A 25098-nucleotide genomic window follows, 5' to 3' on the forward strand; every position below is an offset into this window, starting at 1 on the left:
TCCCTTGTGGGAACTCATATGCGGCATCTGCCGGTTGGAGACCGCACAGGGACCGCTCGAATTCGGCCCCTGGCGCCGGTCGGCACGGGCCAGGCTGCTGGCCGACCCGGTCGCGGGCCGTGCCCTGCGCCCGTTACGGGAGCTGGTCCCCGCCTCCGGTTACATCCCGGACTTCCTCACCCCGCCGGTCACCGGCGACGGCCTGTCCGCGAGCCTGGAACGGGTGCGCGGCACACCCCGCACCCGCCTGGACCGTGACCTGAGCCGGCTGGCCGAGTCCCGCCGGGTCCCCAACTGGGCCGGCACGCTCGGCAGACCGGGCGGCGACGGCCTCAAGGCGCTGTCCGAGGCGCTGGGCCGTTCGTTCCGGGCCCTCATGGAGCCGCACTGGCCGCACATCCGGGGAGCGGTCGCGAACGACGTGGGCATGCGCACCCGCGCCCTCCTCGACGGCGGCACCCAGGCACTGCTCGACGGCCTGCGCCCGCTGGCCCGCTGGCGGGCCCCGGTGCTGGAAGTGGACTATCCGGTCCGCCGCGATCTGCATCTGGAAGGGCGGGGGCTGCTCCTCGTCCCGTCCTACTTCTGCTGGCGCAGACCCACCGCGCTCGCGGACCCCGGACTCGACCCCGTGCTCGTCTACCCGGTCGCGAAGCCCCCGCTCGACATCGCCGTCCGCTCCGCGGAGGACGGTCTGGAACGGCTCCTCGGCCGCACCCGGGCCACCGTGCTGACCGCGGTGGCCGGACCGAGCGCCCGGACCAGTTCCGAGGTCGCGCGGGCGGTGGGCATCTCGCTGCCCAGCGTCAGCTACCAGATCGGCGTCCTGCGCGACGGGGGACTGGTCGCCAGTCACCGTGACGGCAAGTACGTCCTGCACACGGCCACGTCGCTGGGCCAGCGGCTGATCATCAGCGGGGGAGGCGGCACCCGCCCCGGACCGGAGGCACCCGGCGGGCCGTGACATGATCGGGGACATGCTTGAACGCGTTGTGGCCGCCTGTGACGGGGCGTCGAAGGGAAACCCGGGTCCGGCCGGCTGGGCCTGGGTGGTCGCCGACGGTACGGAGACCCCCACCCGCTGGGAGGCCGGACCCCTCGGCACCGCGACCAACAACGTCGCCGAACTCACCGCCCTGGAGCGGCTGTTGACGGCGGTCGACCCGGACGTGCCGCTGGAGATCCGGATGGACTCGCAGTACGCGATGAAGGCCGTGACGACCTGGCTGCCCGGGTGGAAGCGCAAGGGCTGGAAGACGGCGGCCGGGAAGCCGGTCGCCAATCAGGAACTGGTCGTGCGCATCGACGAGCTGCTCGACGGCCGCTCGGTCGAATTCCGCTATGTGCCCGCGCACCAGGTCGACGGCGACCGCCTCAACGACTTCGCGGACCGGGCGGCGAGCCAGGCGGCCATCGTCCAGGAGCCCGCGGGCAGCGACCTCGGCTCCCCGGAACCGCCGCCCTCGCCGGACACCCCCGCGTCGGGCACCCAGCGCCGTCGTCCCGCGGGCAAGCCCGCCCGGGCGGCCTCCCCGGCGCGGACGATCAAGGCGAAGTTCCCGGGCCGTTGCCTCTGCGGCCGGCCCTACGCCGCGGGCGAGCCCATCGCGAAGAACCCGCAGGGCTGGGGCCACCCGGAGTGCCGTACCGCCGAGGCCTGAGTCAGCGGCCCCGGCGGCCGGCCGCACCGGGAGCGGGCCGGGGTCACGCGATGGTGCCGCGCCAGCCGCCCGTCTCCAGGCCCCGGGACTCGATGAACTTCTTGAAGCGCTCCAGGTCACCCTTGGTCTGGCGCTTGACGAAGCCGAGCTTGTCACCGACGGTCTCGGTGGCACCCTCGGGAACGAACTCCAGCTGGAGCATCACCTTGGTCCGGCCCTCGTCGAGGTGGTGGAAGGTGACCACACCCGCCTGCCTGGCCTGCCCGGCGACGGTCGTCCACGCGACCCGCTCGTCCGGGATCTGCTCGGTGATCTCCGCGTCGAACTCCCTGTGCACCCCGTTCACATTGGTCACCCAGTGGGTGAGGGTGTCCGTGCGCTGCTCGATGCGCTCGACGCCGCTCATGAACTCGGGGAACGTCTCGAACTGCGTCCACTGGTTGTACGCGGTGTGCACCGGGACGCCGACCTCGATGGATTCCTCGACCTGAGACACGGGTTACCTCCTTCTCGGACCCGTCCGGACCACCCGGACGGTGTCCGGCGCGGGTACCCGGGCCCCAGGAAGCGAATCCCGGCGATCCGCTTCCGTGGCGACGGACCGGGGGATCAGGCGGTGTCGAAGGTGTAGTGCGCCGTGTGATCCAGCAGGTCGGCCGGCCGCACGTCGTTCCACGGCTTCATCGTGTCGTTGAGATCGATGACATCGGGCGTGCCGGCGGTGGGCACATAGCCGGAGCCCGGGTGCCGGCGCTGCCACTCGGCCCACAGCTTGTCCACGAAGGCGTGGTGGAGCCAGAAGACCGGGTCGTTGGGGGAGACACCGGTGCCCATCTGGCCGCCCACCCAGACATGCACCCGGTTGTGGAGGTTGACACCCCGCCAGCCCTCCAGGTGATTGCGGAAGCCGTCCGAGGCGCTGTTCCAGGGAGCCATGTCGTACGCCGCCATGGCGAGGACCGACTCGACGTCCGCCCGGGTCGGCAGCTCCCGGGTGCCGGTGCCGAGCGAGCGCCGCAGATAGGTCCGGCTGTCCACCCGTACATTGATCGGCCAGTTGCCGGCGGAGGCCGCGAACGGCCCGTCCATCACCCGGCCGTCCAGACTGCGCCCGGTGCCACCGAGGAAGTCCGGCGCCCACAGCGAGGAGCGCACGGAGCGGTCGGCGCTCCAGTCCCAGTAGGGCAGCGCGACGGAGGAGTCGACCGCTTGCAGCGCCTCCTCGAACTCCAGCAGGAATCTGCGGTGCCAGGGCAGGAACGACGGTGAACGGTGGCCCGTGCGCTCGCCGTTGTCGGTGTCACCGAGGATGAAGGCGTTGTGGGTCGTGACGAACCTGTCGTAGCGGCCACTGCGCTTGAGCTCGAGGACGGCGTCGACGAAGCGCCGCTTCTCGTCGGCGGTGAGGACGGCCTGGTTCTTGCGTACGGTCATGTGCGGGAGATCCCAGTCTGCTTGCGGGGCGGGTCAGTTGGCGTGGAAGGGGACGAGCGGCGCCCCTTGCAGCTCCACGACGGCGGCACGGGCGGCCGCCCGCGGAGTGGGTACGGGGTCGTAGTGGCTGATGACGCTGATCCAGCTGCCGTCGGCGTTCTGCATCACGTGCAGCTCGACCCCGTCTATGAACACGCCGTAGCCGCCGCCGTGATGGTGTCCGCCGGCGGTGGGGCGGCCCGCTATGCGGCGGCCCCGGTAGACCTCTTCGAAGCTTTCGGGTCCGCCGTGGTGCGGGTCCGGGGCGGCGGACGCGGGCGGTGCGGCGACGGCCTGCGCGCCGGCGGCCGCGGCCAGGACGGCCGCGGCGCCGAGGGCGCGGCGACGAGTGAGCTCGGGCATGCGAAGTCCTCCTGGAAACAGTTCTCCTGTGCTGACCCGGCATGCTTATCGGGCTGTCGGAGAAGGGAGGAAATCGTCGATATGCGGTTGGCTGCGATCCGGACAATTAAGTAAATGTCGTGCAAGTTTGAACGAAGATGATCTTGCTGTTCGGGGCGTCCGCGATGCCCGGAAGGAGGAATTCCTCCCGGCCGGCGGGTCCACGGTGATGATCTTGCGGAACTGGTGGCCGTCGAGTGGCGTGGCTCACGCGCGGAAGGTGACGTGAAAGCGGGTGCGCCCGGGGCCCGTTGGCCGGTCCGGCCGTGCGATGCCGGGGGAGTGCGCGGGTGTGACCGGCGGGCGGGGCGTTCGGGTCAACCCGTCGGCCGGCTCCGCGGAAGCGCGCTTCTGCCCCTGCTACTCTTCGTGATCAATTGACCGCTTTGTGCAACATAGGGGAGTGCGCGTGAAGATCGCGTGCGTCGGTGGCGGACCCGCAAGCCTGTACTTCTCGATCCTGATGAAGCTCCAGGACCCGTCCCACGAGATCACCGTCCACGAGCGCAACCCGGCCGGATCCACCTACGGCTGGGGCGTGACGTACTGGGGAGGCCTGCTCGACAAACTCCGTGCGGGAGACCCCGAATCCGCCCTCGCCGTCGCCGAGAACTCGGTGCGCTGGAGCGACGGCGTCGCCCTCGTCCGCGACCGCAGAACCGTGCACCACGGCGACGAGGGCTTCGGCATCGGCCGGCGCCGGCTGCTCGACCTCCTCGGCGAGCGCGCCGCGTCCCTCGGCGTACGGCTGGAGTACGAGCACGAGATCACCGCCACCGACCCGCTCCCCGAGGCCGATCTCGTCGTCGCCGGCGACGGGGTCCACAGCGGTGTGCGGGAGCGGTACGCCGACCACTTCGGCAGCGAGATCGCCCTCGGGCGCAACCGCTATCTCTGGCTCGGCACCACCAAGGTCTTCGACTCCTTCACCTTCGCGTTCGTCGAGACCGAGCACGGCTGGATCTGGTGCTACGGCTACGGCTTCAGCGCGGACCACAGCACCTGCGTCATCGAGTGCTCCCCGGAGACCTGGACCGGACTCGGGCTCGACCGGGCGTCCGAGCCCGACGGCCTGGCCCTGCTGGAGAAGCTCTTCGCGGACCTGCTGGACGGACACGCACTGATCGGCCGGGCGCAGAGCGACGGCAGTGCCCAGTGGCTCAACTTCCGTACCCTCACCAACCGCACCTGGCACCGGGACAACCTCGTCCTGCTCGGCGACGCCGCCCACACCACCCACTACTCCATCGGCGCGGGGACCACCCTCGCCCTGGAGGACGCCATCTCGCTGGCGGACGCCCTGCGCACGCACCCGGAGCTGTCACCGGCCCTCGCCCACTACGAGCGGGAGCGCAAGTCCGCCCTCCTGTCGATCCAGAGCGCGGCCCGGCACAGCGCCCAGTGGTACGAGAACCTCCCGCGCTACATCAGCCTGCCGCCCCCGCAGATGTTCGCCCTGCTCGGCCAGCGGCACTCCCCGCTGCTTCCCTACGTCCCGCCGCAGCTCTACTACCGGATCGACCGCGCGGCCGGGCAGCTGGAGGCGCTGCGCCGGCTCAAGCGGTGGCTGGGGCCGCGGCTGGCGCGCACGGTGCAGGCCCGCTCGGGGCGCTGAACCCTCCGGCCGGACTAGGTGAATGGCGATTCACTCGATATGGTGAATCACCATTCACCTCTTTTTTGTGCCGATTTTCTGGAGTGCCCATGACGGCCGAGCGTGCCGGGCGTGACGTGCGGGGCCTGCGCGGCCGGCTGACGGTCCCGGTCCTGGCGTTCGGCGGGATCCTCATGGCCGTCATGCAGACGGTCGTGGTGCCCCTGCTGCCGGACCTCCCCCGGCTGACCGGCGCCTCCGCCGGCGCCGTGTCCTGGACGGTCACCGCCACCCTGCTCTCCGGCGCCGTGCTGACGCCGGTGCTCGGCCGTGCGGGAGACATGTACGGCAAGCGGCGGGTCCTGCTCGCCGCCCTCGCCCTGATGACCGTCGGCTCGGTGATGTGTGCGCTGACCTCCGACATCAGTATCCTCATCACCGCACGGGCATTGCAGGGCTCGGCGGCCGCCGTCGTACCCCTGTCGATCAGCATCCTGCGCGACGAACTCCCCCCGGACCGCACCGGTTCCGCGGTGGCGCTGATGAGTTCCACCGTGGGCATCGGTGCGGCGCTCGGCCTGCCGCTCGCCGCGCTGATCGTCCAGTACGCGAACTGGCACGTGATGTTCTGGGCCACCAGCGCGCTCGGTGCCGTCGGACTCGCGCTCGCCTGGTGGGCTGTACGCGAATCGCCGGTCCGCGAGCCCGGACGCTTCGACACGGTCGGTGCGCTCGGCCTCGCCGCGGGGCTGGTCTGTCTGCTGCTGGGTGTGTCCCAAGGCGGCCAGTGGGGCTGGGGCAGCCCGCGGATCCTCGGCCTCTTCGTCGCCTGCGTACTCATCCTCAGCGCCTGGTGGGTGCAGCAGCGGCGGACGGCCCGGCCGCTGGTCGACCTGAAGCTGGCCGCCCGGCCGCGCGTCGCCCTGCCGCACCTGACCGCGCTCCTGCTCGGCTTCGGCTTCTACGCCAACTCCCTGGTGACCGCCCAGCTCGTCCAGGCACCCAAGGCCACCGGATACGGGCTCGGCCTGTCCATCGTGGCGACCGGCCTGTGCATGCTGCCCAGCGGCGTGACCATGCTGCTGCTCTCGCCCGTCTCCGCGCGCATCTCGACGGCCCGCGGCCCGCGCGTGACGCTGGCCCTCGGCGCCGCGGTGATCGTCCTCGGCTACGTCATACGCATCGCGGACAGCCGGGACCTGTGGGTGATCATCGTGGGCGCCACGGTCGTCTCCACCGGCACGACCTTCGCCTACTCGGCGCTGCCCACCCTGATCCTGCGTGCCGTCCCGGCCGGCCAGACCGCGTCCGCCAACGGCGTCAACGTACTGATGCGGACCATCGGCCAGGCCGTGTGCAGCGCCGCCGTCGCCGCCGTGCTCGTCCATCACACCAGCCTGCTCGGCGGCGTCGCTGTGCCCACCCTGCACGGCTATCTGCTGGCGTTCGCCATGGCGGGTACGGTCGCCCTGTTGGCCTGCGCCGCCGCCCTGTCCATACCGGCCGACCCCACCACCCCCGGCGCCCGGGTCCGCGGCCGTACGGGAGCGGACCGCCGCAGTGCGGGAGCGGGCCGTACGGAGGCGGGCCGGTCCGAGGCGCGCGAAGACGAGGCACTGGAAGGAGCCTGAGCATGGTGAGCACTCCGTCCCCCAGCCTCGCCGCGGACGCGCCGGCGCGCCGTGACGCCGAGGCGACGAAGGCGGCCATCCTGCGAGCGGCCCGCCATCTGCTGGCACGGCACCCCCACGCGGACATCACGCTGAAGGCGATCGCGGACCGCGCGGGCGTCAGCGCACCCCTCGTCCTGAAGTACTTCGGCAACAAGGACACGCTCTTCGCGCGCGTGATGTCCTTCGAGCTGGATGTCACCGCCCTCCTCGACGCGCCGCTGGACGAGCTGGGGCGGCACATGGTCCGGCACCTGCTCGTCAGCCAGCGGGACCAGGGTGCCGACCCCATCCTGCGGATCGTCTTCGCCCCGCTCCACGGTGAGCAGGGCGACATCCTGCGCACCAACTTCCGTACGCAGGTCAGCGAACGCCTCGCCGAGCGGCTCACCGGCCCCGACGCCGGACTGCGCGCCGAGCTCGCGGTCAGCACCCTGCTCGGCCTCGGTGTGATGTACGGCATCGCCCGCGGCACGCATCTGCGGGGGGCCGAGGTCGAGGACATCGTCGAGCGATACGCCCCGGCCGTCCAGGCGCAGCTGGCGTAGCGCGGACGGTGGGGTCAGTTCACGCCCTGCGGGCGGAACTGGATGCTGATGCGGGGGCCGGTGGCGCGTGCCGTCTTGGGGACGGCGTGCTCCCAGGTCCGCTGGCAGGAGCCGCCCATCACGATCAGATCGCCGTGCCCGAGGGGATACCGGCGGCTCTCGCCGCCCCGGCGGGGGCGCAGCGCCAGATCGCGGGCCGCGCCGACCGAGACGATCGCGACCATGGTGTCCTCGCGCGCACCCCGCCCGATCCGGTCACCGTGCCAGGCGACGCTGTCGCGCCCGTCCCGGTAGTAGCAGAGACCCGCTGTCGTGAACGGCTCCCCGAGCTCGGCGGCATAGTGCGCGCAGAGCGCCTCGCGCGCCTCGTCGAGGACCGGGTCCGGCAGTTCGTCGCCGGACCGGTAGTACGCGAGCAACCGCGGTACGTCGACGACCTGCTCGTACATCTGCCGGCGCTCGGCCCGCCAGGGGACGTCGGAGACGAGCCGTTCGAACAGCGCGTCCGCGCCCCTGAGCCATCCCGGCAGCAGGTCGATCCAGGCCCCGCCGCCCAGCTCGGTACGGCGCAGCTCGCTCAACGGGTTGAGGCCCACGTCGTCGGTCTGGTCGAACAGCGAGCCCTGGAGGTTCATGCCCATACCAGCAGCGTACCTCCAGATTCGAAAATGTGTTCCATATGGTGGGTGTGCTGCGGCGAGGTGCGCGTGATGGGGGATACGGTGCTGTCTGCCGACGGCCAGGGCCGGACCGGGCGCTCAGGGGCGCAGGGCGTTCAGGGGCGCAGGGCGTTCATGATGAGGTCGGCGACGCAGTCCGCGTACTCGTCCTTGTGCGAGGGCGACAGGGGTGCGCGGGTGAAGAGCCGCTCGGTCATGGCCTGGTTCGCGAACATGGCTCCACCACCGGAAGTGATCATGTAGTACATCACCTCGGTCGGTACCGGCCGGATGTCACCGCTCTCCACCAGCGCGTCGCGCAGCGGCAGGAAGCGGTCGATGACCGGTGAGACGAAGGTGTTGATGATGTAGTCGAGCCGTTCGCCGGCCTGGCCGCCCTCGATGTTCATCAGCCGCTGCAGCTCGGGATGGTCGGCGTTGAAGCGCGAGAAGGTGCGTACGAAGGTGCGGAGCCGGGTCAGCGGTGCGGCCGACTCGTCGTCCGTCGCCAGCAGCTGGGTCACCAGTTTGCCGAATCCCCAGTCCACGGCGGCCCGCCAGATGGCCTCCTTGGAGCCGAAGCGCTGGTGGAGCAGGTTGTGGCTCACGCCCAGCTCGCGATTGAGCGTGCGGACCGACGTTCCCTGGAAGCCGTGCGTGGCGAACGCGATCAGCGCTGCCTGCAGAACCCCTTCTTCCGGGGCGGCGGGGGCCTCGTCCTTGGGCGGGCGTCCCTTCGGTCGCGCGGGCTTCAGCATGGCGTCATCGTAAGGTCGAATCGCCTCTGCCCAGTTAATTGATATATGTCAATTAGGCCGATATGATGCCGTGCGCCGCAGGTCGGTCCGGAGTCGGCGCCGGACCGACCCGGTGGTCAGCCGGCACCACGACGACGGGCACGGGCCACCGGTCAGTGCTTGCCGAAGTACATGAGCTCCCACAGGGCCGGCGCGCTCACGCTCTCGGCCTCCCCGTGGCCGAGGTCCTCCACGGTGACCTGGCCGGTGAAGCGCAGGTAGGCCCCGTCGAACCCGGCGAACCGGGCCAGTACACGCTTGAGGCCCTTCAGGGACTCGATCATGCGGTCCTGCACGATCGTCCTCTCGCGCCGGAAGGTCACCCGGTAGCGCCCACCGCCCTCGCCGGTGGCGTCGTAGTCGTAGACGAGCGTGTCGGCCACGGGCTTTCCGGTCACCGGGTCGGTCCGCTCGTCCGACTTCGTGAAGCGCACCAGGGAACCCTTGTCGGCCACGATCCTGCCGCCCCTGGCGAGCATGAAGATCGGGACTTCCGTGAAGCCGAACTTCTTCTCGGCCGTGATGTACGAGGCGATGACGGTGTAGTCGCCCGCCTGGGCGCGGGCCCAGTACCAGTGGTGCATGAGGCGCTGCATGGCCGCGTCGCCCCAGTTGTGGTCGTGGTAGCCCGTGCCGGTGAGCGTCTCGGTGGTGCCGTCGACGGTGAGAGTGGCCTCGACGCGCCCCTGGGGGACGGAGGGCAGCCACGCGAAGTAGCGCGGCTTGGAGTCGCCGAACAGCACATGTCCGGTCTCCGGTCGCCAGGAGGGCACCTGACCCGTCAGCGTGACGTCGGCGCCGATTCCGTCGAGGTCGACATGGATGCGATACGTGTGCAGGTCCCCGGCGAACGTGTTGGTGCCGATCCTGACATCGCAGCGGTCGGTGGCGAGCGTGTAGTCGTCCCCGTGCGCCGGGGCGGTGCGCTCGATGTGAGTGCCGTCGGGGCGGTCGAGCTCGAGGGTGACCACGGGTGCCGGCGGCTGGTCCACGCCCTTGCCGACGCGAAAATCCTTGGTCATGAAGTTGATCACCAGGGTCGAGCCGTCGTCGAGTACGGCGTCGAAGTACCACCACTCGAACGTTCCCGGGCCGCCGGGGCGGGAGCGGAACCCGTCCTCCCAAGGCGCGATGTCACCCCGGGCGATACCCAGACGTTCGTAGTCCGCGGCCTCCTCGGCCATGCGGCACACCTCGGGACGGGACATCGTCGCCTCACTCTCTGCGGACGTTCCAGCGCTCGGCCCCCGGGGCTCGATATTAGGCGCCCGTCAATTAGCGGCAAGGTGAGGAACGGAACCGTCACCTCCGGGAGGCAACCTCACGGGTGCTGTCGTCGTCTTGATCGGCAACGGGTCGGTGGCGCGGCCGCGGTGGAGCGAGGATTCCCGGGCTGATGCCGCGGGTGCTATACACTCCGTGTATACATCAAGTGTATACATGCCTGGTATACGTGAGGCGTGTGAGTGGAGTGCGCATGGTCCTGTGCTCGGCCGTCCGCCCGGCGACGTTCAGCATCCTCCGACGGGGCGGCAGTCCCGGTCGGCGGCAGACCGAAAGGCATTCATGTACAGCAAGGCCTTCGCCCCGGAGTACCAGGGCGCTTTGACCACCCTGTCGGTGAACTCCTCGCTGACGGACGTCCTGGCGGCCGGCACCGAGCAGCTGCGCGCCGCCGAGCGTGCCGGAGCGCGGGGCGAGGCCGCCCGCTCGGGCCTGGCGGTCGCCGAGGCACACCGCCGGCTCGGTCAGGTGGCGGACGCGGACCGGGCCTGGAAGGCGAGTTACCGCACCGCCCGCGAGGCCGGCGACACCGGAGCCATGGCCTGGGCGCTGTGGAGCGGCGGCACGCTCGCGCGGCAGCGGGGCGCGTTCCCCCTGGCCTGGCGACTGCTGCGGCTGGCCGCCGAACTCGGCGAGCACGCGGGGGACGTGGTGGTCCGCGGCTACTCGCTCGCGGGCATGGCGGAGACCGGCCGGATCCAGGGCGACTACGAGGCGGTGACCACGCTGCACGAGCAGCTCCTCGCCGAGGCCAGGAAGCGCGGCGAGGCACGCCACACCGTGTGGGCCCTGGAAGGCATCGCCCAGATACACCGCAACACCGGCTCGTACGACACCGCGTACGCCATGTTCGAGGAAGCCGCCGAGATAGCCGCCCGCGCCGAGGACCGGCGCGGCCACGCCTGGGCCCTGCGCGGGCTGGCCGACATCGTCTCCGTGCGCGACGGCGACACCGGGCGCGCGCTGGAACTGCTGAGCGAGGCGGAGGTCTCCTGCCGGGAGATGAACCTGGTCAGCGCACTGGCCTACAACCACAAGATGCGGGCCAACGTCCTTTACCGCGCGGGGCGTTACGAGGAGGCGCGGGACTTCTATACGCAGGCGCTCGCCGAGTTCGACGGGATGAGCGAGCCGCGCGGCCGGGCACTGGCCCGGCTCGGACTGGTCAAGTCGCTGGCGCGTCTGGGCCGGGACCGCGCCCTCACCGCCGCCGATCTGGCCGAACTGGCCGGGATTCTGGACGACATCGGCCTCCGGCGCGCCCGCGCGATGATCGACCGGGCCCGCACGGAACTCGGCCTCGACCGGGCGCCGGCCTCCTCTCCCTCCTCGGATGCGGTGGCCGCCCGATGACGGCTCTGGTCTCGTCCCTCGTGGGACCCGTGAGCCCACCGCTCGTCGATGCCTCGGGCGCGCTTGCGGATAGTGGTCAGCCGGGCGGTGGTGCAGCCGCTCTGCTGCACCGCTGTCGCACGCTCGTCGCGCCCGCGTTGACGGAGGCCCTCGGCACGCTGCACCCCTGGGTGGAGGAGATGGCCGGCTACGCGCTGGGCCGCAGGGAGGTCGGTGGCGCCCCCGCCGCCCACAGCTCGGGCAAGGGTGTCCGGCAGGCGTTGGCGGTGCTCGGCGCGGAGGCGGCGGGGGCGTCCGCCGCGACGGGGGTACCGGCCGCCGTATCGGTCGAACTCGTGCACACCTTCTCGCTGTTGCACGACGACATCATGGACGGCGACCCGGTGCGCCGGGGCCGCCCCGCGGTGTGGAAGGCGTACGGCACCGGGCCGGCGGTCCTGGCCGGCGACGCGCTCTTCGCCCTGGCCGTCGAGACCCTGACGGGCGGGAGCTCGGCGCCCGGGGCCGCCACCTCGGACATCTTCGGGGCCGCCACCCCGGACACCCGTGGGATCGCCACCTCGGACACGCGTGGGCCCGTCACCTCGGACACGCGTGGGCCCGTCACCTCGGACACGCGTGGGCCCGTCACCTCGGACACGCGTGGGATCGCCACCCCGGACACGCGTGGGCCCGTCACCCCGGACACGCGTGGGCCCGACAGCCCGCACACCCCAGGAGCCGTACGCCTCCTGACCACGGCCCTCGGTGATCTCGTCCATGGACAGGCCGACGACCTGCTCTTCGCCCGCCGCCCGTGGACGGGCCCCGGCGCGGTGACCGTGAGCGCGTACGAGACGATGGCCGAGCGCAAGACCGGCGCCCTGCTCGGCTGCGCGCTCGCCCTGGGGGCCCAGCTGGCGGGAGCGCCGGCGGGGACGGTGGCCACGCTGGACCGCATCGGGCGCCATCTGGGGGTGACCTTCCAGATCGTCGACGATCTGCTGGGGATCTGGGGCGACCCGGCGGTCACCGGCAAACCGGTGCACAGCGACCTGCGCCAGGCGAAGAAGACCCTTCCGGTCCTGGCCGCCCTGGACACCGCCGAAGGGGCCGGGCTCGCCGAACTCCTCACCTCCCGGCCTGCGCTCGACGACGCCGGTGTGCGCCGGGCCGCGACGCTGGTCGAGCAGTGCGGTGGCCGCTCCGCGGCGCTGCGGGAGGCTCGGCGGCATCTCGCCCGGGCCCACGCGCTGCTGGCGGCCGCGCCGCTGGACCCCGGCGCGACGGCCGATCTGCGGACCCTGCTCGCCGCGCTCACCCACCGGACGGTCTGACGCTCTCGTGCCTCCGGCCCGGACCTGCGGGCCGGAGGCAGTGCGACATGGGTCACATTCACCCGTCGGCGGGCTCCGTGAGGCAACCAGCTCATCTCCCCTCACATCTGTCCGGACGACACACAGTTGGTCACCCACCGATCACCCTGAAGTGAACATTCGTAAAGAGATCGCCCCGAAGAACGCAAAGGGGATCTTTCGCCTTTACATGTACATGAGGAATCGGTGAGAGTTCCGCAACGGGGCCCGACAGCCCCCGCGGTGCCCAACAGTGCCGCGCGTCAGGGTGGTTGGCGATCCCGGCCGCCCCTGTTCGAAGGAACTCAGTGCGTAGACCCCACATACGCAGCGTGGCGATCGCCGTCGCGGTGACGACGGCCGCCACGCTGCCGGCAGCCCCCGCCTTCGCGGCCGTCCCCGACTCGCCCGCTCGTGCCGCGAGTTCGGCGTCCTCGCCCGTGGAAGCGGCCCGCGCGGCCGCCTTCGCCCACGCGACGGCCACTGGTGTCACCGAGGACGACACCCTCCAGGCCAAGGACGTCATGACCGACCCGGACGGCAAGCTGCACGTCCGATTCGTCCGCACGCACCGCGGGATGCCCGTCCTCGGCGGCGACCTGGTCGTCCACCTCAGCGAGCGTTCCGCCTACCTGGGCGTGACCCGGGCCGCCGACCACAAGGTGGAGCCGGCCACGACGCAGGCGAAGCTCACGGCCGGGCAGGCCGAGCGGAAGGCCGCCGAGGTCGCGCAGGGCGACGCCGGCAACGCCGAACTCGTGGTGGACGCGCGGGACGGCGCCTCCGTACTCGCCTACCAGGTGCGGGTGACGGACAGCGACACCACGGAGGCCGGCGGTTCCCGCACGGTCGTCGTGGACGCACGGACCGGCGCGGTGCGCAGCAACACCCCCGACACCGACGAGTTCATCTCGCCGGCTCTCGGTGAGACGCTGCGCAAGCGGGGCGAGAAGCTGAACCCGGCCACGGGTCCGGCGGTGGACGCGGGCACCCCGTCCGCGCTCCTCACCGGTGCCGCCGCCACCAGCTATCCGTCGACCGCTTCGGGCACGGGCGCCTCCCTGTTCGTCGGCAAGGTGCCGCTGACCACCACCCGGACCGCCCGGACCAGCTACGTCCTCAAGGACCCCAACCGCTGGAACACCGAGACCCGGGATGCCAAGGGTCAGGAGCTGGAGGCGTTCTCGCGCGGCAAGAAGTTCACCGACGGCGACAACAAGTGGGGCAACGGCGCCACCTCCAGCCGGGCCACCGCAGCGGTCGACGCCCAGTACGGCATCACCAAGACCCTGGACTTCTACAAGAAGACCTTCGGCCGCAAGGGCATCAAGAACAACAGCACCGGCGCCAAGGCCATGGTCCACTTCGGGCGCAAGGTCGGCAACGCCTTCTGGGACTCCGCCTGCGGGTGCATGCTCTACGGCGACGGTGACGGGGACCTCTTCAAGAAGCCGCTCGTCGTCCTCGACGTCACCGGTCACGAGCTGACCCACGGAGTCGTCGACGCCACCGCCGCCCTGGAGCCCACCCGGGTCGACGCGGACGGCAACCAGTACGGCGAGCCCGGTTCCCTCAACGAGTCCCTCGCCGACATCTTCGGCTCGGCGGTCGAGTTCTCCACCAACAACCCGAAGAACCCGCCGAACTACCTCCTGGGCGAGAAGCTCGGCCTGGCGCAGAAGTTCCTGCGCCGCCTCGACAAGCCCTCCCTCGACAAGCTCGAGGGGACCGTCGACTACTGGGCGCCCGAGGCCTACGACACCGAGGTCCACGCGGGTTCCGGTGTCTCCTCGCACGCCTACTACCTGCTGGCCGAGGGCAGTGGCCGCAAGACGATCGGCAGCGTCAAGTACGACTCGCCCACCTACGACGGTTCGCAGGTCACCGGCATCGGCCGCACCAAGGCCACCGCCATCTTCTACCGGGCGCTCACCCGCTACATGGTCTCCACGACCGACTTCCACGACGCGCGCGCGGCGACGCTCAAGGCCGCCGCCGACATGTACGGGGCGGACAGCACGGAGTACAAGACGGTGGACCAGTCCTGGGCCGCCGTCAACGTCACCCCCGCCAACACCCCTGCCGGGCGCTGACGGACGACGTACGAGAGGGCGCCCCGCCACTCGGCGGGGCGCCCCCTTCCGTTCCCGGGCTCAGTGCTGCTGGGGCTTCTGCGGCGTCGCCTCACTGGGACGTACGACGACGAAGCCGTTGCCCTCCAGCTTCAGCTGCACGGCCTCACCCGAACCGCCCCGGATCATGGACCCGAACGACTGCGACCGGTGCAGCGAGGTCCCCAGATGCGCGGACCAGCCGACCACCGTGTCCGTGTCCACGAACACCGGCTGCTGCGGCGACACCGGAATGACCAGCGGGTTGCCCTCGCAGATCAGCCCCAACTGCCCCTGTCCGGTGAAAACGCTGTTGAACAGACCGCCGCCGCTGATGCCGGCGCCCTTGACGGTCTTGATCTCGTACGACAGCGAGGCGTCGAAGCACAGCACATTGCGTCCGTTGACGGTGAACACGTCGCCCGGCTCGACGTCGACGATGAAGCAGTTCTGCGCCTCGTGCGCGAACCAGGCCTCGCCCTGGCCGCGCACCGCCATCAGCGGCAGGCCCTCGCCGGTGACCGCCCGCTTGAGCATGCCTCCCACGCCCTGGCCCTTGCGCTCGAACTGCAGGGCCCCGCGCCAGGCGATCATCGCCCCCTGGCGTGCGAGCATCTCGCCGTTGACGGCGTACTTGACGGACTTGGCGTTCTGCAGGGACATGCCGGGCGCGACGGCCGGCTGCACCATGTGGTCACTGGAAAAGAGATCACCCTTCATGAGGGCATCCTGTCCCGGAGGAATGCGTTCCGCCAAGATCGCGAACAGCTTGTGGACGATCCAGGACCGAACTGCAACCTGGGTTCAGGTGCCGTCGGTCGGCCGGACGGCCGCACGGTTGAGGTCAGCCCGGCCGAGAAGCTCTCCGGATGCTCGCGCAGCCGGGGGCCGTACGGACTGGCCTTCTCGTCGCCGGCGAGATGCGCGTCGGGCATCGGACAGCGTGCGGAGCCCAGCCGTTGTCGTGGTCGAAGGCCCGGCCGTCGCCGTCGGCGGGGAGTCCGGGCATCGTCATGCGAGGTAGGCCAGCCTTTCGGGTCGTACCGGATGGGCGAAGCCGTCGCCTGCGGACCACCGTGCGACCTCGCTCACCGCGAGATCGGCCAGCCGCGCCCACTCGTTGCCCTGGGAGCCCGCCAGGTGCGGGGTGATCAGGACGTTGTCGCAGTCCCACAAGGGGTGCCCGGGCGGGAGGACTTCGGGGTCGGTGACGTCGAGGACGGCTCGGATACGGCCGAGGGCGGCGGCCTCGGTCAGCGCGTCCTGGTCGACCACGGCTCCGCGCGCGGTGTTGATGAGCACCGCGTCCGGGCGCATGGCGCCGATCAGCCGCCGGCCGACGAGCCCGCGGGTCGCGGGCAGCAGCGGGGTGTGGATGCTCACGACGTCGCAGCGGGCGAACAACTCGTCGATCCCCACGGATTCCACACCGAGTGCGGCCGCCTCCTCGGCGGTGACGTAGGGGTCGTGCAGGAGCACGTTCAGATCGTAGGGGCGCAGCAGTTCGATCACGCGGCGGCCGATCAGGGAGGCGGACAGGATGCCCACCGTGCGACCGAAGTTGCCCACGTCCCGCGTCGTGCCCAGCGGGTCTTCGCGACGGCGTGCGGAGCGCAGGTCCCGGGCGCGTTCCAGAGCCCGTTTGCCGGTGAGGAGGATCATCGCGACCGTGTACTCGGCCACGGGCAGCGCATTGGCCGCGGCGGCGGAGGACACCTCGATGCCACGGTCCCAGCACGCCTGGCTGATGAGCTCGCGCACGGTGCCGGCGGAGTGGACCACGGCACGCAGCCTGGGCGCGCGGTCGAGCACCGACGCGTCCAGGACGGGACAGCCCCAGCCGGTGACCAGGACCTCCACGTCCCGCAGCACGGCGTGGGCGTGTTCGGTGCCGAAATCGTGCAGGGCGGGCGGCGGTACCAGGTCGCAGACCTGGCCGAGGGACTCCAGGGCATCGGGAGTGAAGACGGCCGTCGCCGCCTCCGGTCCCATGGCGAGAGCGGTCCGCGGGGGAATGCGGCCGCCGGGGGAGGTGTGCATCGTTCTCCTGAGGTGCGTTGCGCGTGCGGTAGGGAACATCGGGTGCCGCCGGTCCTGTTGGCGCCTATTTCACGGCTCCCGCCGTCGGCCCCGACCGCCAGAACCGCTGCAGCAGTACGAAGGCGGCGATGAGCGGCCCCGTGCGTGCTCGGTGAACTCCCGCTCGTCGAACGGGTACAACCGCTCACCATGCCGGTCAGTGATGCGGCGGTGCCTGCGGTGAGCAGGGACCGGCGGCTCGGTCGGCCGGGCATGGATGCCTCCTGCGGCTCAGGTGCGAGACACCGGCATCCTGATCGGCTGAGTGGGTCGGGTCAATAGATCGATCAGAAGAAACGAAAGCGGTCAAACGCTCAGGGTTCGAGTGGAGCCCCGCACCTTCAGTTCGGGCAGGAGTTCAACTCGGCGCGGTGACCGGGCGGATGCCCGTCCGGCGCTGTCGAGGCGGTGCAGCAACAGCTCGGCCGCGACCCTTCCGACCTCGGCCTTGGGTGGCGCTATCGCGGTCAGCGGTGTGCTGCCGAGCGCCGCGACCACGTCGTCGTACGCCACCACCGAGCAGTCGTCGGGGACGCGTACTCCGTTGTCCGCCAGATGCTGGACGAGCATCAGCGCGTCCACGTCGCCGTGCAGGACGGCGGCTGTGGCACCCCGCTCGCGCAGCAGTTCCGCCAGGGAGTCGGGAACCACCGCTCCCGGCTCCGTCCCGGCGCTTTGGGCGCTGAGGACCACCAGCGAGTCCTCGATCTCCGGCCGGGCCGCGACGATCTCGGCGAAGGCCGCCCGGATCGCGCGGGCCGTGGGACTGTCGTCGCGGGCCGCCAGCACGATCCGCCGGTGCCCGAGCGAGAGCAGGTGCTCCACCGCCAGGTGCATGCCGTGCCAGTGGTCGGAGCAGACCGAGTCGACGGTGTGCAGCGGGCTGCCGGGGCGGGGCCGCCGTTCCATGAGCACGGTGGGGACGCCGGTCCGCGTCAGCCACTCTCCGTCGGCCTCCTGCAGGGCGGCGGTACGCCAGCGGGGCGCGAACAGCAGCCCCTGGGCGCCGTCCGCCAACGCCCGTTCCACGATGGGGCGTTCGGCGCCGGGTGCCTGCGGGGCGATGTGCAGCACGATGCGCAGACCGGCTGCCTCCAGCACCTCACGGGCGCCGTTCATGGTCTCGTACAGGTAGGTGTGCCGTTCGGGCACGACCACCGCCACCGGACCGCCGGGCGCGGCCGGCCGGAAGGCCGGGGGAACGGCGGGTTCGCTGGCGGCGGTCACCGGACGGGCGATCCCGTGGCCCCGCCGCAGTTTGCCCTCCCGGGCCAGTTCCTCCACGTCCCGCCGGGCGGTGACGACCGAGACCTCCAGTTCGGAGGCCAGGTCGGTCACCCGGACCGCTCCTCGCGACTGTACGACCGCGAGGATCCGCTGCCGTCTGACATCGCCCGGTTCCCGCATGCTCGTGATCCCCTCGCGGCGCGATCGCTCATGTTCGTTTGAGCGTTTCGGGAGTGAGCATATAGGCAAGCCGGTGTGCTCCGGCGGGACGGAAAGGATCAGTTGAACGGATCCAGCGTGACGTACGCCTGCTGCGGATTGCCGTCGTGGACGAGCGACTCGTAGTTGCCGACGTCGTCGAAGGCGAACGCGTAGGCCTTTCCGTCGGCCATCTGCGCGTGGATCTTCCGTGCGTAGTGGTTGGTCACCGTGTCCTGGTAGAAGCCCGCGGAGCTGGTGTCGGGCTGGTTGGGATTGGTCAGGAGCGTGGAGCGGTTGAAGCCCGCGCACAGTGTGCGCGAGATCGGGCCGCGCACCAGGTCGTTGGGGGCGTCCAGCAGCTTGTAACAGCCGAAGATGCTGTCGGAGTCCGGCTTCTGGAAGCTGGTGACGACCGCCCCCGCGCTGTTGGTGAAGTTCATGACGTTCCCCGAGACCCGGCCGAAGTACTTCGTGTTCGGCTCGTTCGCGAACGGTGTCACGGTCAGCGTCGAGGAGCTGTACTTCTGCCACACGCGGTTGACGTAGTCGGCCATCACCGTGCTCGGCAGCGCACCGTTCTCGATGCCGTGACCCGGGGCGAGTGCCCGCAGGACAGTGCCGTCGGGTGCCGTCTGGATCAGATTGGCCCAGCCGCCCGGCTGTCCGCGCAGCGCGCTGAAGAATCCGTTGTATCCCCCTGCCTTGAGGTGACCGGTGCTCTTCGTGGAGCCGTCGGCGAGCTGGACACCGACCGCGTACGGCGCCGAGAACATGTCGACCTGAGTGCTGTTGATCCACAGTCCGCTGTCATTGAGTGTGTACTCGGACCAGTTGAAGAGGATGTTGCGGTTGGGGTCGCTGGGATTCTGCACGGCGGGCTGTACGAGGCCGCCGGTGGTCAGCCGGAAGTCCAGCTTCTTGCCGAAGGAGAAGTAGATCCGGCCGGAGAACTTGGGGATCCGGATCGTCTTCGACTGCCCGTTGGCCGGTCCAGCGATCGACGCGTCCGGGGCGGGAGTCGGTGGGTTGCCGCCCGCCGGCCAGGCGTGGAAGGTGCCGTTGGCGTCGGCCCAGCCCTGCTGGCCCGTCGAGAGCAGCGTTCCCAAATCGTAGATGTAGACCGGGTCGCTGCGGCCGGAATTGTTCTTGAAGGTCAACGGGATGGTCGCCGGGACGGCGGCCTCGGCGCGGGACGGAGCCCCGAACGTCAGCAGTGCCGCGGCGAGCGTGGCCGCGGCCATCGCCAGGGCCCGCCATCTGAGTTTTCTGGGCACCCTCAGCCTCCTCACGAGGTGGATTCGTTGCGGACGGGAGCCGTCCGCTTCTTTTGAGAGCGCTCTCAGAATTGCGCCGGGTAGCGTACATGTCAACCAATTGCGCAGGGACTCGTGTGGGGCACGCGTGCGGTGCGACGTGGTGCGGGTGGCGGGCTGTTGGCCGCTGTGCGGCGGGTGGCCTGTCGGCGTGCTGCGAGCAGCCGGACGCGTTCTGTGCGCCGAGGGGTAGGCCGGCGTGCGCGCTCGGGCGACGGACCGGTGGCCGCGTCCGGACACGCCGGCCGAGCGGCAGGGCCGCCTCCGCGCTCGGCCGAAGGGCCGGCGGGCGTGTCCGGACACGAGACAGGTCGGCAGGGGGTTCGGCCGAAGAACCGCCGGCCGCGTCCGGACAAGCGGAACGCGCCGCGGTGTCACCGCGGCGCGTTCAGGGGTGGTGACCGGCGTGCCGGTCAGGCCTCCGGCTCGCGCACCAGGTGCACGGCCGTGCTGGCCCAGTCACCGGCCGGCAGGTCGAGGTGGAGGCCGTACGCGCCGAGTACCGCGGCGTGGTGCACGGTGCCGGTGCGGGTGTCGCGGTAGCGGGCCGTGGGGGTCAGACCGCGGAGCCGGACCGGAACCTTCGGGCTGCCGTGCCGTGAGACGCGCCGATACCCGAGCAGCAGGGTCTCGGCACCGTCCGCTGCGGTGTACTGAACCACCGCCTCGGCGTCCTCCGCCGGCGGCGACAGCCGGTCCAGCCGGCCGTGCTGCACGAGATGGCGCACGCTCTTGTACTCGGCCACCAGGGCGGCCCCCTCCCGCAGTTCCTCCTCGGACCAGTGGGTGAGATCCCCGCCGATACCCAGCGCCCCGGCCATGGCGACATGGAAGCGGAAGCGCAGCGGGACCGTGCGGCCGGTGAGCTGGTTCGGCACGTCGGTCACCCAGGAGCCCATGGTGCGGGCGGGGTAGACCTGGCCGAAACCGTGCTGGATCCCCATCCGGTCGGCGGCGTCGGTGTTGTCCGACGCCCACGCCTGATCCGTACGCGAGAGGATGCCCAGGTCGACGCGCCCGCCGCCGCCGCTGCACGACTCGATGCGCAGCGCCGGATGGTCCGCACGCAGCCGGTCGACGACGCCGTAGAGATTGCGCACGTACTGCGGGCCCAGCCGGTCGGCGCCGTCCTGCCGGCCGGGCCAGCCGGCCTCGCTGAACGCCCGGTTCATGTCCCACTTGAGGAAGTCGATGCCGTGCTCGCCGACGAGCCGGGTCAGCCAGCCGTACGCCCAGTCCGCGACATCACTGCGGGCGAAGTTGAGCACGAGCTGGTTGCGCAGCTCGGAGCGGGGGCGCTCGGGGAAGTGCAGGACCCAGTCCGGGTGCGTACGGTACAGATCGCTGTCCGGGTTGACCATCTCCGGCTCCACCCACAGCCCGAAGCGCATGCCGAGCCCGTGCACCGCGTCGACCAGCGGCCCGAGCCCGTCGGGGAACCGGTCGGGCGCGGGGGTCCAGTCGCCGAGCCCAGCGCGGTCGTTGCGGCGCGCTCCGAACCAGCCGTCGTCGACGACGTAGAGCTCGACGCCGAGCTCCGCGGCCCGTTCGGCGAGGGCCTTCTGGCCGACCTCGTCGACGTCGAAGCCCGTCGCCTCCCAGGAGTTGTACAGCACCGGCGCGAACTCGTCCGGATGCGGCAGGACATGGGCCAGCGTGAAGGCGTGCCAGGCACGGCTGACCGCGCCGAAACCGCCCTCGGTGAACACCCCGGCGAACGGCGGAGTGGTGAACTCCTCGCCCGGAGCGAGCGGGACGGTCGTACCGTCGTGGCCGACGCCTCCGGTGAATCCGGCTCGCCCGTCAGGCGTGCGCTGCGTGGTGATGCGCCAGCTCCCGCTCCAGGCGAGAGCGGCGCTCCACACCCGGCCGTGGTCCTCCGTCGCCTCACCCGCGTCGAGCATCACCCAGGGGTTGGCGTGGTGGCTCGTGATACCTCGCCGGCTGGTCAACACCGTTTCGCCGTACGGGAGTTGGTCGCGCCTCAGCTGGCTCTCCGCCGACCACTGGCCGGTGACATGGGAGAGCCGGTAGTCGCGCAGCGGCGGCAGGGCCCAGGCGGCGGAGTCGGCCCGCAGCAGGGTGACGGCCTCGTCGCCGGTGTTGCGCACGACGGTCCAGCGCTCGATGACGTCGGTGTCGGCGCGTACCCGGTAGTGGAGCGAGACCTGCAAGGGGTAGCGGCGATCGCGGAACCGCAGGACCAGCACGCTCTCGCCGGGACCGCTCTCCTCGATGTCGTGGCCTTCCGGCTGCCACTCGAAGGCACGGGAGCCGTCGGCGAAACGGACCTGTAGCGACGGCGGGCCATAACGCGTGCCACCGTCCACCGGGAGTTCCTCGCCGACCGGGTCCCGTCCCTCGAAGCTGCTGGTCTCGGGACCCGGGGGCACGACGAGATCCTCGGCTTCCGCGAGGGTCAGCCGTGGGCCCCACGCGAGATGGCAGGGCGCGCCGGTCTCGTCGATCCTCAGCGCGTACGAGGTGTGCGGTGTGGCCAGCAGCCAGACCCCGGAGTCCGGGGCGAAGGAGATCATCGACAGGGGTCCTTACGTTCCGGTGGTGCCACGAGATACCGAGAGCCAACCGTGACCTTCGATCATGTGTCAACACCTTGTCCAAGTCTGTCTTTTGCAGGCGGAGTGCCGGTTGTAGGAGGCACTCAAGATAATCCTGCTTCTTTCATTGACAGCAGAAAATAAGGGACTTAAGTTCCGGCCATGCGCTCGACCTCTCGTACCGAGGCGTTCCCGGCCCATACGCCGACCGCCTCCCAGATCTTCACCACCGTGCTGTCCCACGGTCCGCTCACGCGGTCGGAGATAGCAGGGCGGACCCGGCTGTCGGCCGCGGCGGTCACCAAGGCGGTGCGGCCTCTCATCGAGGTCGGCTACCTGCTGGAGGACGTCGACGAGGACGCGCGGCAGTCCTCCCTCGGCCGGCCGGCCAATCCGGTGCGGGTCGACGGCGGGCGGGCGCTGTTCATCGGCGTGAAGATGACGGGCGACGAACTGATAGCGGTACTGACGGACCTGACCTGCCGCATCTGGGTCGCCCGCCATGTGCCGCTCACCTCCCGCGATCCGCAGGCGGTGCTGACCTCGACGGCGGCCCTCGTCCAGGAACTGCTGACGGAGGCCGACGGGTTCGGAGTCCGGGTCCAGGGCCTGGGCATCGCGGTCTCCGGCGACGTGGACCGAGCCGACGGAGTGGTGCGGTACTCGCCGTTCCTGGAATGGCGCGATGTGCCGCTCGCGGAACTGGCCGCCCTGACGACCGGGCTGCCGGTCACCGTCGACAACGACGTCCGGGCGCTGACCGTCGCCGAGCAGTGGTTCGGCGCCGGGGTGGGTCTGTCCGACTTCGCGGTGGTGACCGTCGGCGCCGGGATCGGCTGCGGTCTCGTGGTGCACGGGCAGGTCGTGTCGGGGGCGCACGGCGTGTCCGGCGAGATCGGGCACGTGGCCATCGACCCGTCCGGCCCCCTGTGCCACTGCGGCAACCGCGGCTGTGTGGAGGCGATCGCCTCCGACTCCGCGATCGTCGCCAGAGTCCGGGAGGTCACCGGAGTGCAGGTGGCGGACGCCACCGAGGCCCTGGACCTGGCCCATGACGGCGACCCGGGAGCGCGGGAGGTGTACGCACGGGCCGGCGAGGCCATCGGCCGGGGCATCGCCACGGTCGCCAATCTGCTCGGCCCGGAACGCGTGATCATCTCCGGCGAGGGCCTGGCCGCCTACGACCTGTTCGCCGAGCAGATCCGCGACACGTTCGCCGCGGCCGCCTTCGGCTCCGCCGCGCGGTGCGACGTACAGACCAGGCCCCTGCCGTTCGAGGAGTGGGCGCGCGGAGCCGCGGCCACCGCGATCCAGTCCTTCATCACCTCGGACACCGGCTGAACCCCGCTCGCCCCTCCGGACCCCGGCCACCAGCCGCGGCCCGGACGGTGCGGGAGCCCCTCCCCGCACCGACGCCCAGACCCGCAAAGGGTGCGGACCCGCAAAGAGTGCGGACCCGCACTGAAGATCAGATACGTACTGACATGCACGAGGAGTTGCGATGACGCAGCAGAGCCGCATTCCGTTGGCTGCGCGTGGACCCAGCCGCCGCAGAGTGACCGGTGGCCTGTTCGGGCTCGGTGCGGCCGCGCTGGCCGCGCCCGTCCTGACCGCGTGCGGCGGGGGAGGTGCGGGGTCCGACCCGAAGACCGTCACCTTCGGGTCCAACGGCGCCGACGCCACCCCGAAGAAGGCCTACGCCGCCGTCACCGACGCCTTCACCAAGGACAGCGGACTGAAGGTGAAGACCAACACGGTCGACCACGACACCTTCCAGAAGAGCATCACCACGTATCTGCAGGGCACCCCGGACGACGTCTTCACCTGGTTCGCGGGCTACCGCATGCAGTACTTCGCCAAGAAGGGCCTCGCCAGCCCCATCGACGACGTGTGGGACAAGATAGGCGGCGGCTTCAGCGACGCCGCCAAGCAGCTCTCGAAGGGCGCCGACGGCAAGTACTACTTCGTGCCGCTCTACAACTACCCGTGGGCCGTCTTCTACCGCAAGAGCGTGTTCGAGAAGCACGGCTACGAAGTCCCGAAGAAGTGGAGCGAGTTCGTCGCACTCGCCAAGAAGATGAAGGCGGACGGCCTCGCCCCGATCACCTCGGGATACGGCGGCGGCGACACCTGGAGCATCCTCGGCGCCTTCGACTACGTCGACCTGCGGGCCAACGGCTACGACTTCCACATGTCCCTGCTGCGCGGCGAGACGTCCTGGACCGACAAGCGCGCCGTCGCGATCCTCGACACCTGGCGTGAACTGACCCCCTACTACCAGGCGAGCGGTGGCGGCCGTTCCTGGCAGGACGCCGCACAGTCCCTGATCGACAAGAAGTCCGGCATGTCGGTCACCGGCCTCTTCATCGGCCAGCAGATCACCGACGAGGCGGTCCGCGCCGACCTCGACTTCTTCCCCTTCCCCGAGATCGACTCCGCGTACGGGCAGGATTCCGTGGAGGCGCCCACCGACGGCTTCATGCTCAGCAAGCGCCCCAAGAACGAGGACGGCTCCAAGAAGTTCCTGGAGTTCCTCGGCACCGCGCAGACCGAAGAGCTGTACGCGGGCGTCGACCCGAGCAACCTCGGTGTCAACGAGAAGACCTCCACCAGTTCGTACAACCCCCTGCAGAAGAAGTCCGCCGAACTCATCGGCTCCGCCAAGAACATCAGCCAGTTCGCGGACCGCGACAGTGACCCGGGCTTCATCTCCACCGTCGTACTGCCCGGCCTGACCGAGTGGCTCAGCCACCCCGACGACGGCACCGCGACGCTGAAGAAGATCGAGTCGCAGCGCTCGCGCTACTTCACGGCCTGACCAGGACCGGAAAGGT

The 25098-nt window shown here is 70.6% G+C and carries 21 protein-coding genes; 10 read left to right on the forward strand and 11 right to left on the reverse strand.

The genetic code is table 11. The features are described from left to right. The first annotated feature begins 4 nt into the window (after positions 1 to 4). Together ACFVYF_RS20400 and ACFVYF_RS20405 are read left to right on the forward strand one after the other, a co-directional pair. A complete protein-coding gene (locus ACFVYF_RS20400) occupies positions 5 to 964 on the forward strand; it encodes a helix-turn-helix domain-containing protein (RefSeq protein ID WP_389457156.1) in 960 nt (319 codons plus the stop codon). A 1-nt stretch (position 965) separates the two neighbouring features. Next, positions 966 to 1661, forward strand: a complete 696-nt coding sequence (locus ACFVYF_RS20405) for a ribonuclease H (RefSeq protein WP_389457158.1) — start codon at positions 966 to 968, stop codon at positions 1659 to 1661. Between the two features lie 43 nt (positions 1662 to 1704). On the opposite strand, the gene ACFVYF_RS20410 is transcribed toward ACFVYF_RS20405, so the two are convergent. From ACFVYF_RS20410 to ACFVYF_RS20420, 3 genes are all read right to left on the reverse strand, one after another. Beyond that, a complete protein-coding gene (locus ACFVYF_RS20410; protein ID WP_389457160.1) occupies positions 1705 to 2157 on the reverse strand; it encodes an SRPBCC family protein in 453 nt (150 codons plus the stop codon). A 113-nt stretch (positions 2158 to 2270) separates the two neighbouring features. Further along, positions 2271 to 3095 carry a tyrosinase family protein gene (locus tag ACFVYF_RS20415; RefSeq protein WP_389457162.1) on the reverse strand — a complete coding sequence of 275 codons (825 nt, stop codon included), beginning with the start codon at positions 3093 to 3095 and terminating at the stop codon, positions 2271 to 2273. A gap of 33 nt (positions 3096 to 3128) precedes the next feature. Next, on the reverse strand, positions 3129 to 3497 hold the full coding sequence (locus ACFVYF_RS20420; protein ID WP_389457164.1) for a tyrosinase cofactor: 369 nt from the start codon (positions 3495 to 3497) through the stop codon (positions 3129 to 3131). A gap of 448 nt (positions 3498 to 3945) precedes the next feature. Between ACFVYF_RS20420 and ACFVYF_RS20425 the strand changes: the two genes are divergently transcribed. From ACFVYF_RS20425 to ACFVYF_RS20435, 3 genes are all read left to right on the forward strand, one after another. Next, complete coding sequence (locus tag ACFVYF_RS20425; protein WP_389457165.1) at positions 3946 to 5151, forward strand: FAD-dependent monooxygenase; 1206 nt, start codon at positions 3946 to 3948, stop codon at positions 5149 to 5151. An 89-nt stretch (positions 5152 to 5240) separates the two neighbouring features. Continuing rightward, a complete protein-coding gene (locus tag ACFVYF_RS20430) occupies positions 5241 to 6761 on the forward strand; it encodes an MFS transporter (protein ID WP_389457167.1) in 1521 nt (506 codons plus the stop codon). A gap of 2 nt (positions 6762 to 6763) precedes the next feature. Continuing rightward, complete coding sequence (locus tag ACFVYF_RS20435; protein WP_389457169.1) at positions 6764 to 7348, forward strand: TetR family transcriptional regulator; 585 nt, start codon at positions 6764 to 6766, stop codon at positions 7346 to 7348. Between the two features lie 14 nt (positions 7349 to 7362). On the opposite strand, the gene ACFVYF_RS20440 is transcribed toward ACFVYF_RS20435, so the two are convergent. The 3 genes from ACFVYF_RS20440 to ACFVYF_RS20450 form a co-directional block, all read right to left on the reverse strand. Continuing rightward, positions 7363 to 7989 (reverse strand): alpha-ketoglutarate-dependent dioxygenase AlkB, encoded by a 627-nt coding sequence (locus ACFVYF_RS20440; protein ID WP_389457171.1) that lies wholly within the window; start codon positions 7987 to 7989, stop codon positions 7363 to 7365. A gap of 134 nt (positions 7990 to 8123) precedes the next feature. Next, entirely contained in the window at positions 8124 to 8765 is a 642-nt protein-coding gene (locus tag ACFVYF_RS20445) for a TetR/AcrR family transcriptional regulator (protein ID WP_389457173.1), read from the reverse strand. A gap of 152 nt (positions 8766 to 8917) precedes the next feature. After that, on the reverse strand, positions 8918 to 9988 hold the full coding sequence (locus tag ACFVYF_RS20450) for a lipocalin-like domain-containing protein (protein WP_389457175.1): 1071 nt from the start codon (positions 9986 to 9988) through the stop codon (positions 8918 to 8920). Between the two features lie 382 nt (positions 9989 to 10370). On the opposite strand from ACFVYF_RS20450, the gene ACFVYF_RS20455 reads away from it, so the two are divergent. The 3 genes from ACFVYF_RS20455 to ACFVYF_RS20465 all read left to right on the forward strand — a co-directional run bounded on the left by ACFVYF_RS20455 (position 10371) and on the right by ACFVYF_RS20465 (position 14868). Beyond that, positions 10371 to 11441: a tetratricopeptide repeat protein gene (locus ACFVYF_RS20455; RefSeq protein WP_389457177.1), complete on the forward strand. Its 1071-nt coding sequence runs from the start codon at positions 10371 to 10373 to the stop codon at positions 11439 to 11441. Then, positions 11438 to 12757, forward strand: a complete 1320-nt coding sequence (locus ACFVYF_RS20460) for a polyprenyl synthetase family protein (protein ID WP_389457179.1) — start codon at positions 11438 to 11440, stop codon at positions 12755 to 12757. The genes ACFVYF_RS20455 and ACFVYF_RS20460 overlap by 4 nt, the downstream gene beginning before the upstream one ends. A gap of 326 nt (positions 12758 to 13083) precedes the next feature. Further along, positions 13084 to 14868: a M4 family metallopeptidase gene (locus ACFVYF_RS20465; protein ID WP_389457181.1), complete on the forward strand. Its 1785-nt coding sequence runs from the start codon at positions 13084 to 13086 to the stop codon at positions 14866 to 14868. 60 nt (positions 14869 to 14928) lie between these two features. On the opposite strand, the gene ACFVYF_RS20470 is transcribed toward ACFVYF_RS20465, so the two are convergent. The 5 genes from ACFVYF_RS20470 to ACFVYF_RS20490 all read right to left on the reverse strand — a co-directional run bounded on the left by ACFVYF_RS20470 (position 14929) and on the right by ACFVYF_RS20490 (position 22243). Next, entirely contained in the window at positions 14929 to 15606 is a 678-nt protein-coding gene (locus ACFVYF_RS20470) for an AIM24 family protein (RefSeq protein WP_389457183.1), read from the reverse strand. Positions 15607 to 15897: 291 nt separating this feature from the next. Further along, a complete protein-coding gene (locus ACFVYF_RS20475) occupies positions 15898 to 16926 on the reverse strand; it encodes a hydroxyacid dehydrogenase (RefSeq protein ID WP_389457185.1) in 1029 nt (342 codons plus the stop codon). A 345-nt stretch (positions 16927 to 17271) separates the two neighbouring features. Then, positions 17272 to 18372, reverse strand: a complete 1101-nt coding sequence (locus tag ACFVYF_RS20480; RefSeq protein WP_389457187.1) for a substrate-binding domain-containing protein — start codon at positions 18370 to 18372, stop codon at positions 17272 to 17274. Positions 18373 to 18470: 98 nt separating this feature from the next. Next, a complete protein-coding gene (locus tag ACFVYF_RS20485) occupies positions 18471 to 19634 on the reverse strand; it encodes a glycoside hydrolase family 64 protein (RefSeq protein WP_389457264.1) in 1164 nt (387 codons plus the stop codon). Positions 19635 to 20119: 485 nt separating this feature from the next. Beyond that, entirely contained in the window at positions 20120 to 22243 is a 2124-nt protein-coding gene (locus tag ACFVYF_RS20490; protein ID WP_389457188.1) for an alpha-galactosidase, read from the reverse strand. Between the two features lie 183 nt (positions 22244 to 22426). Between ACFVYF_RS20490 and ACFVYF_RS20495 the strand changes: the two genes are divergently transcribed. Together ACFVYF_RS20495 and ACFVYF_RS20500 are read left to right on the forward strand one after the other, a co-directional pair. Then, complete coding sequence (locus ACFVYF_RS20495) at positions 22427 to 23605, forward strand: ROK family protein (RefSeq protein ID WP_389457190.1); 1179 nt, start codon at positions 22427 to 22429, stop codon at positions 23603 to 23605. A 160-nt stretch (positions 23606 to 23765) separates the two neighbouring features. After that, complete coding sequence (locus tag ACFVYF_RS20500; protein ID WP_389457191.1) at positions 23766 to 25082, forward strand: ABC transporter substrate-binding protein; 1317 nt, start codon at positions 23766 to 23768, stop codon at positions 25080 to 25082. The last annotated feature ends 16 nt before the right edge of the window (positions 25083 to 25098 follow it).

Origin of the sequence: Streptomyces sp. NPDC058274 (genome assembly GCF_042881375.1) — a bacterium.
Taxonomy (GTDB): Bacteria; Actinomycetota; Actinomycetes; order Streptomycetales; family Streptomycetaceae; genus Streptomyces.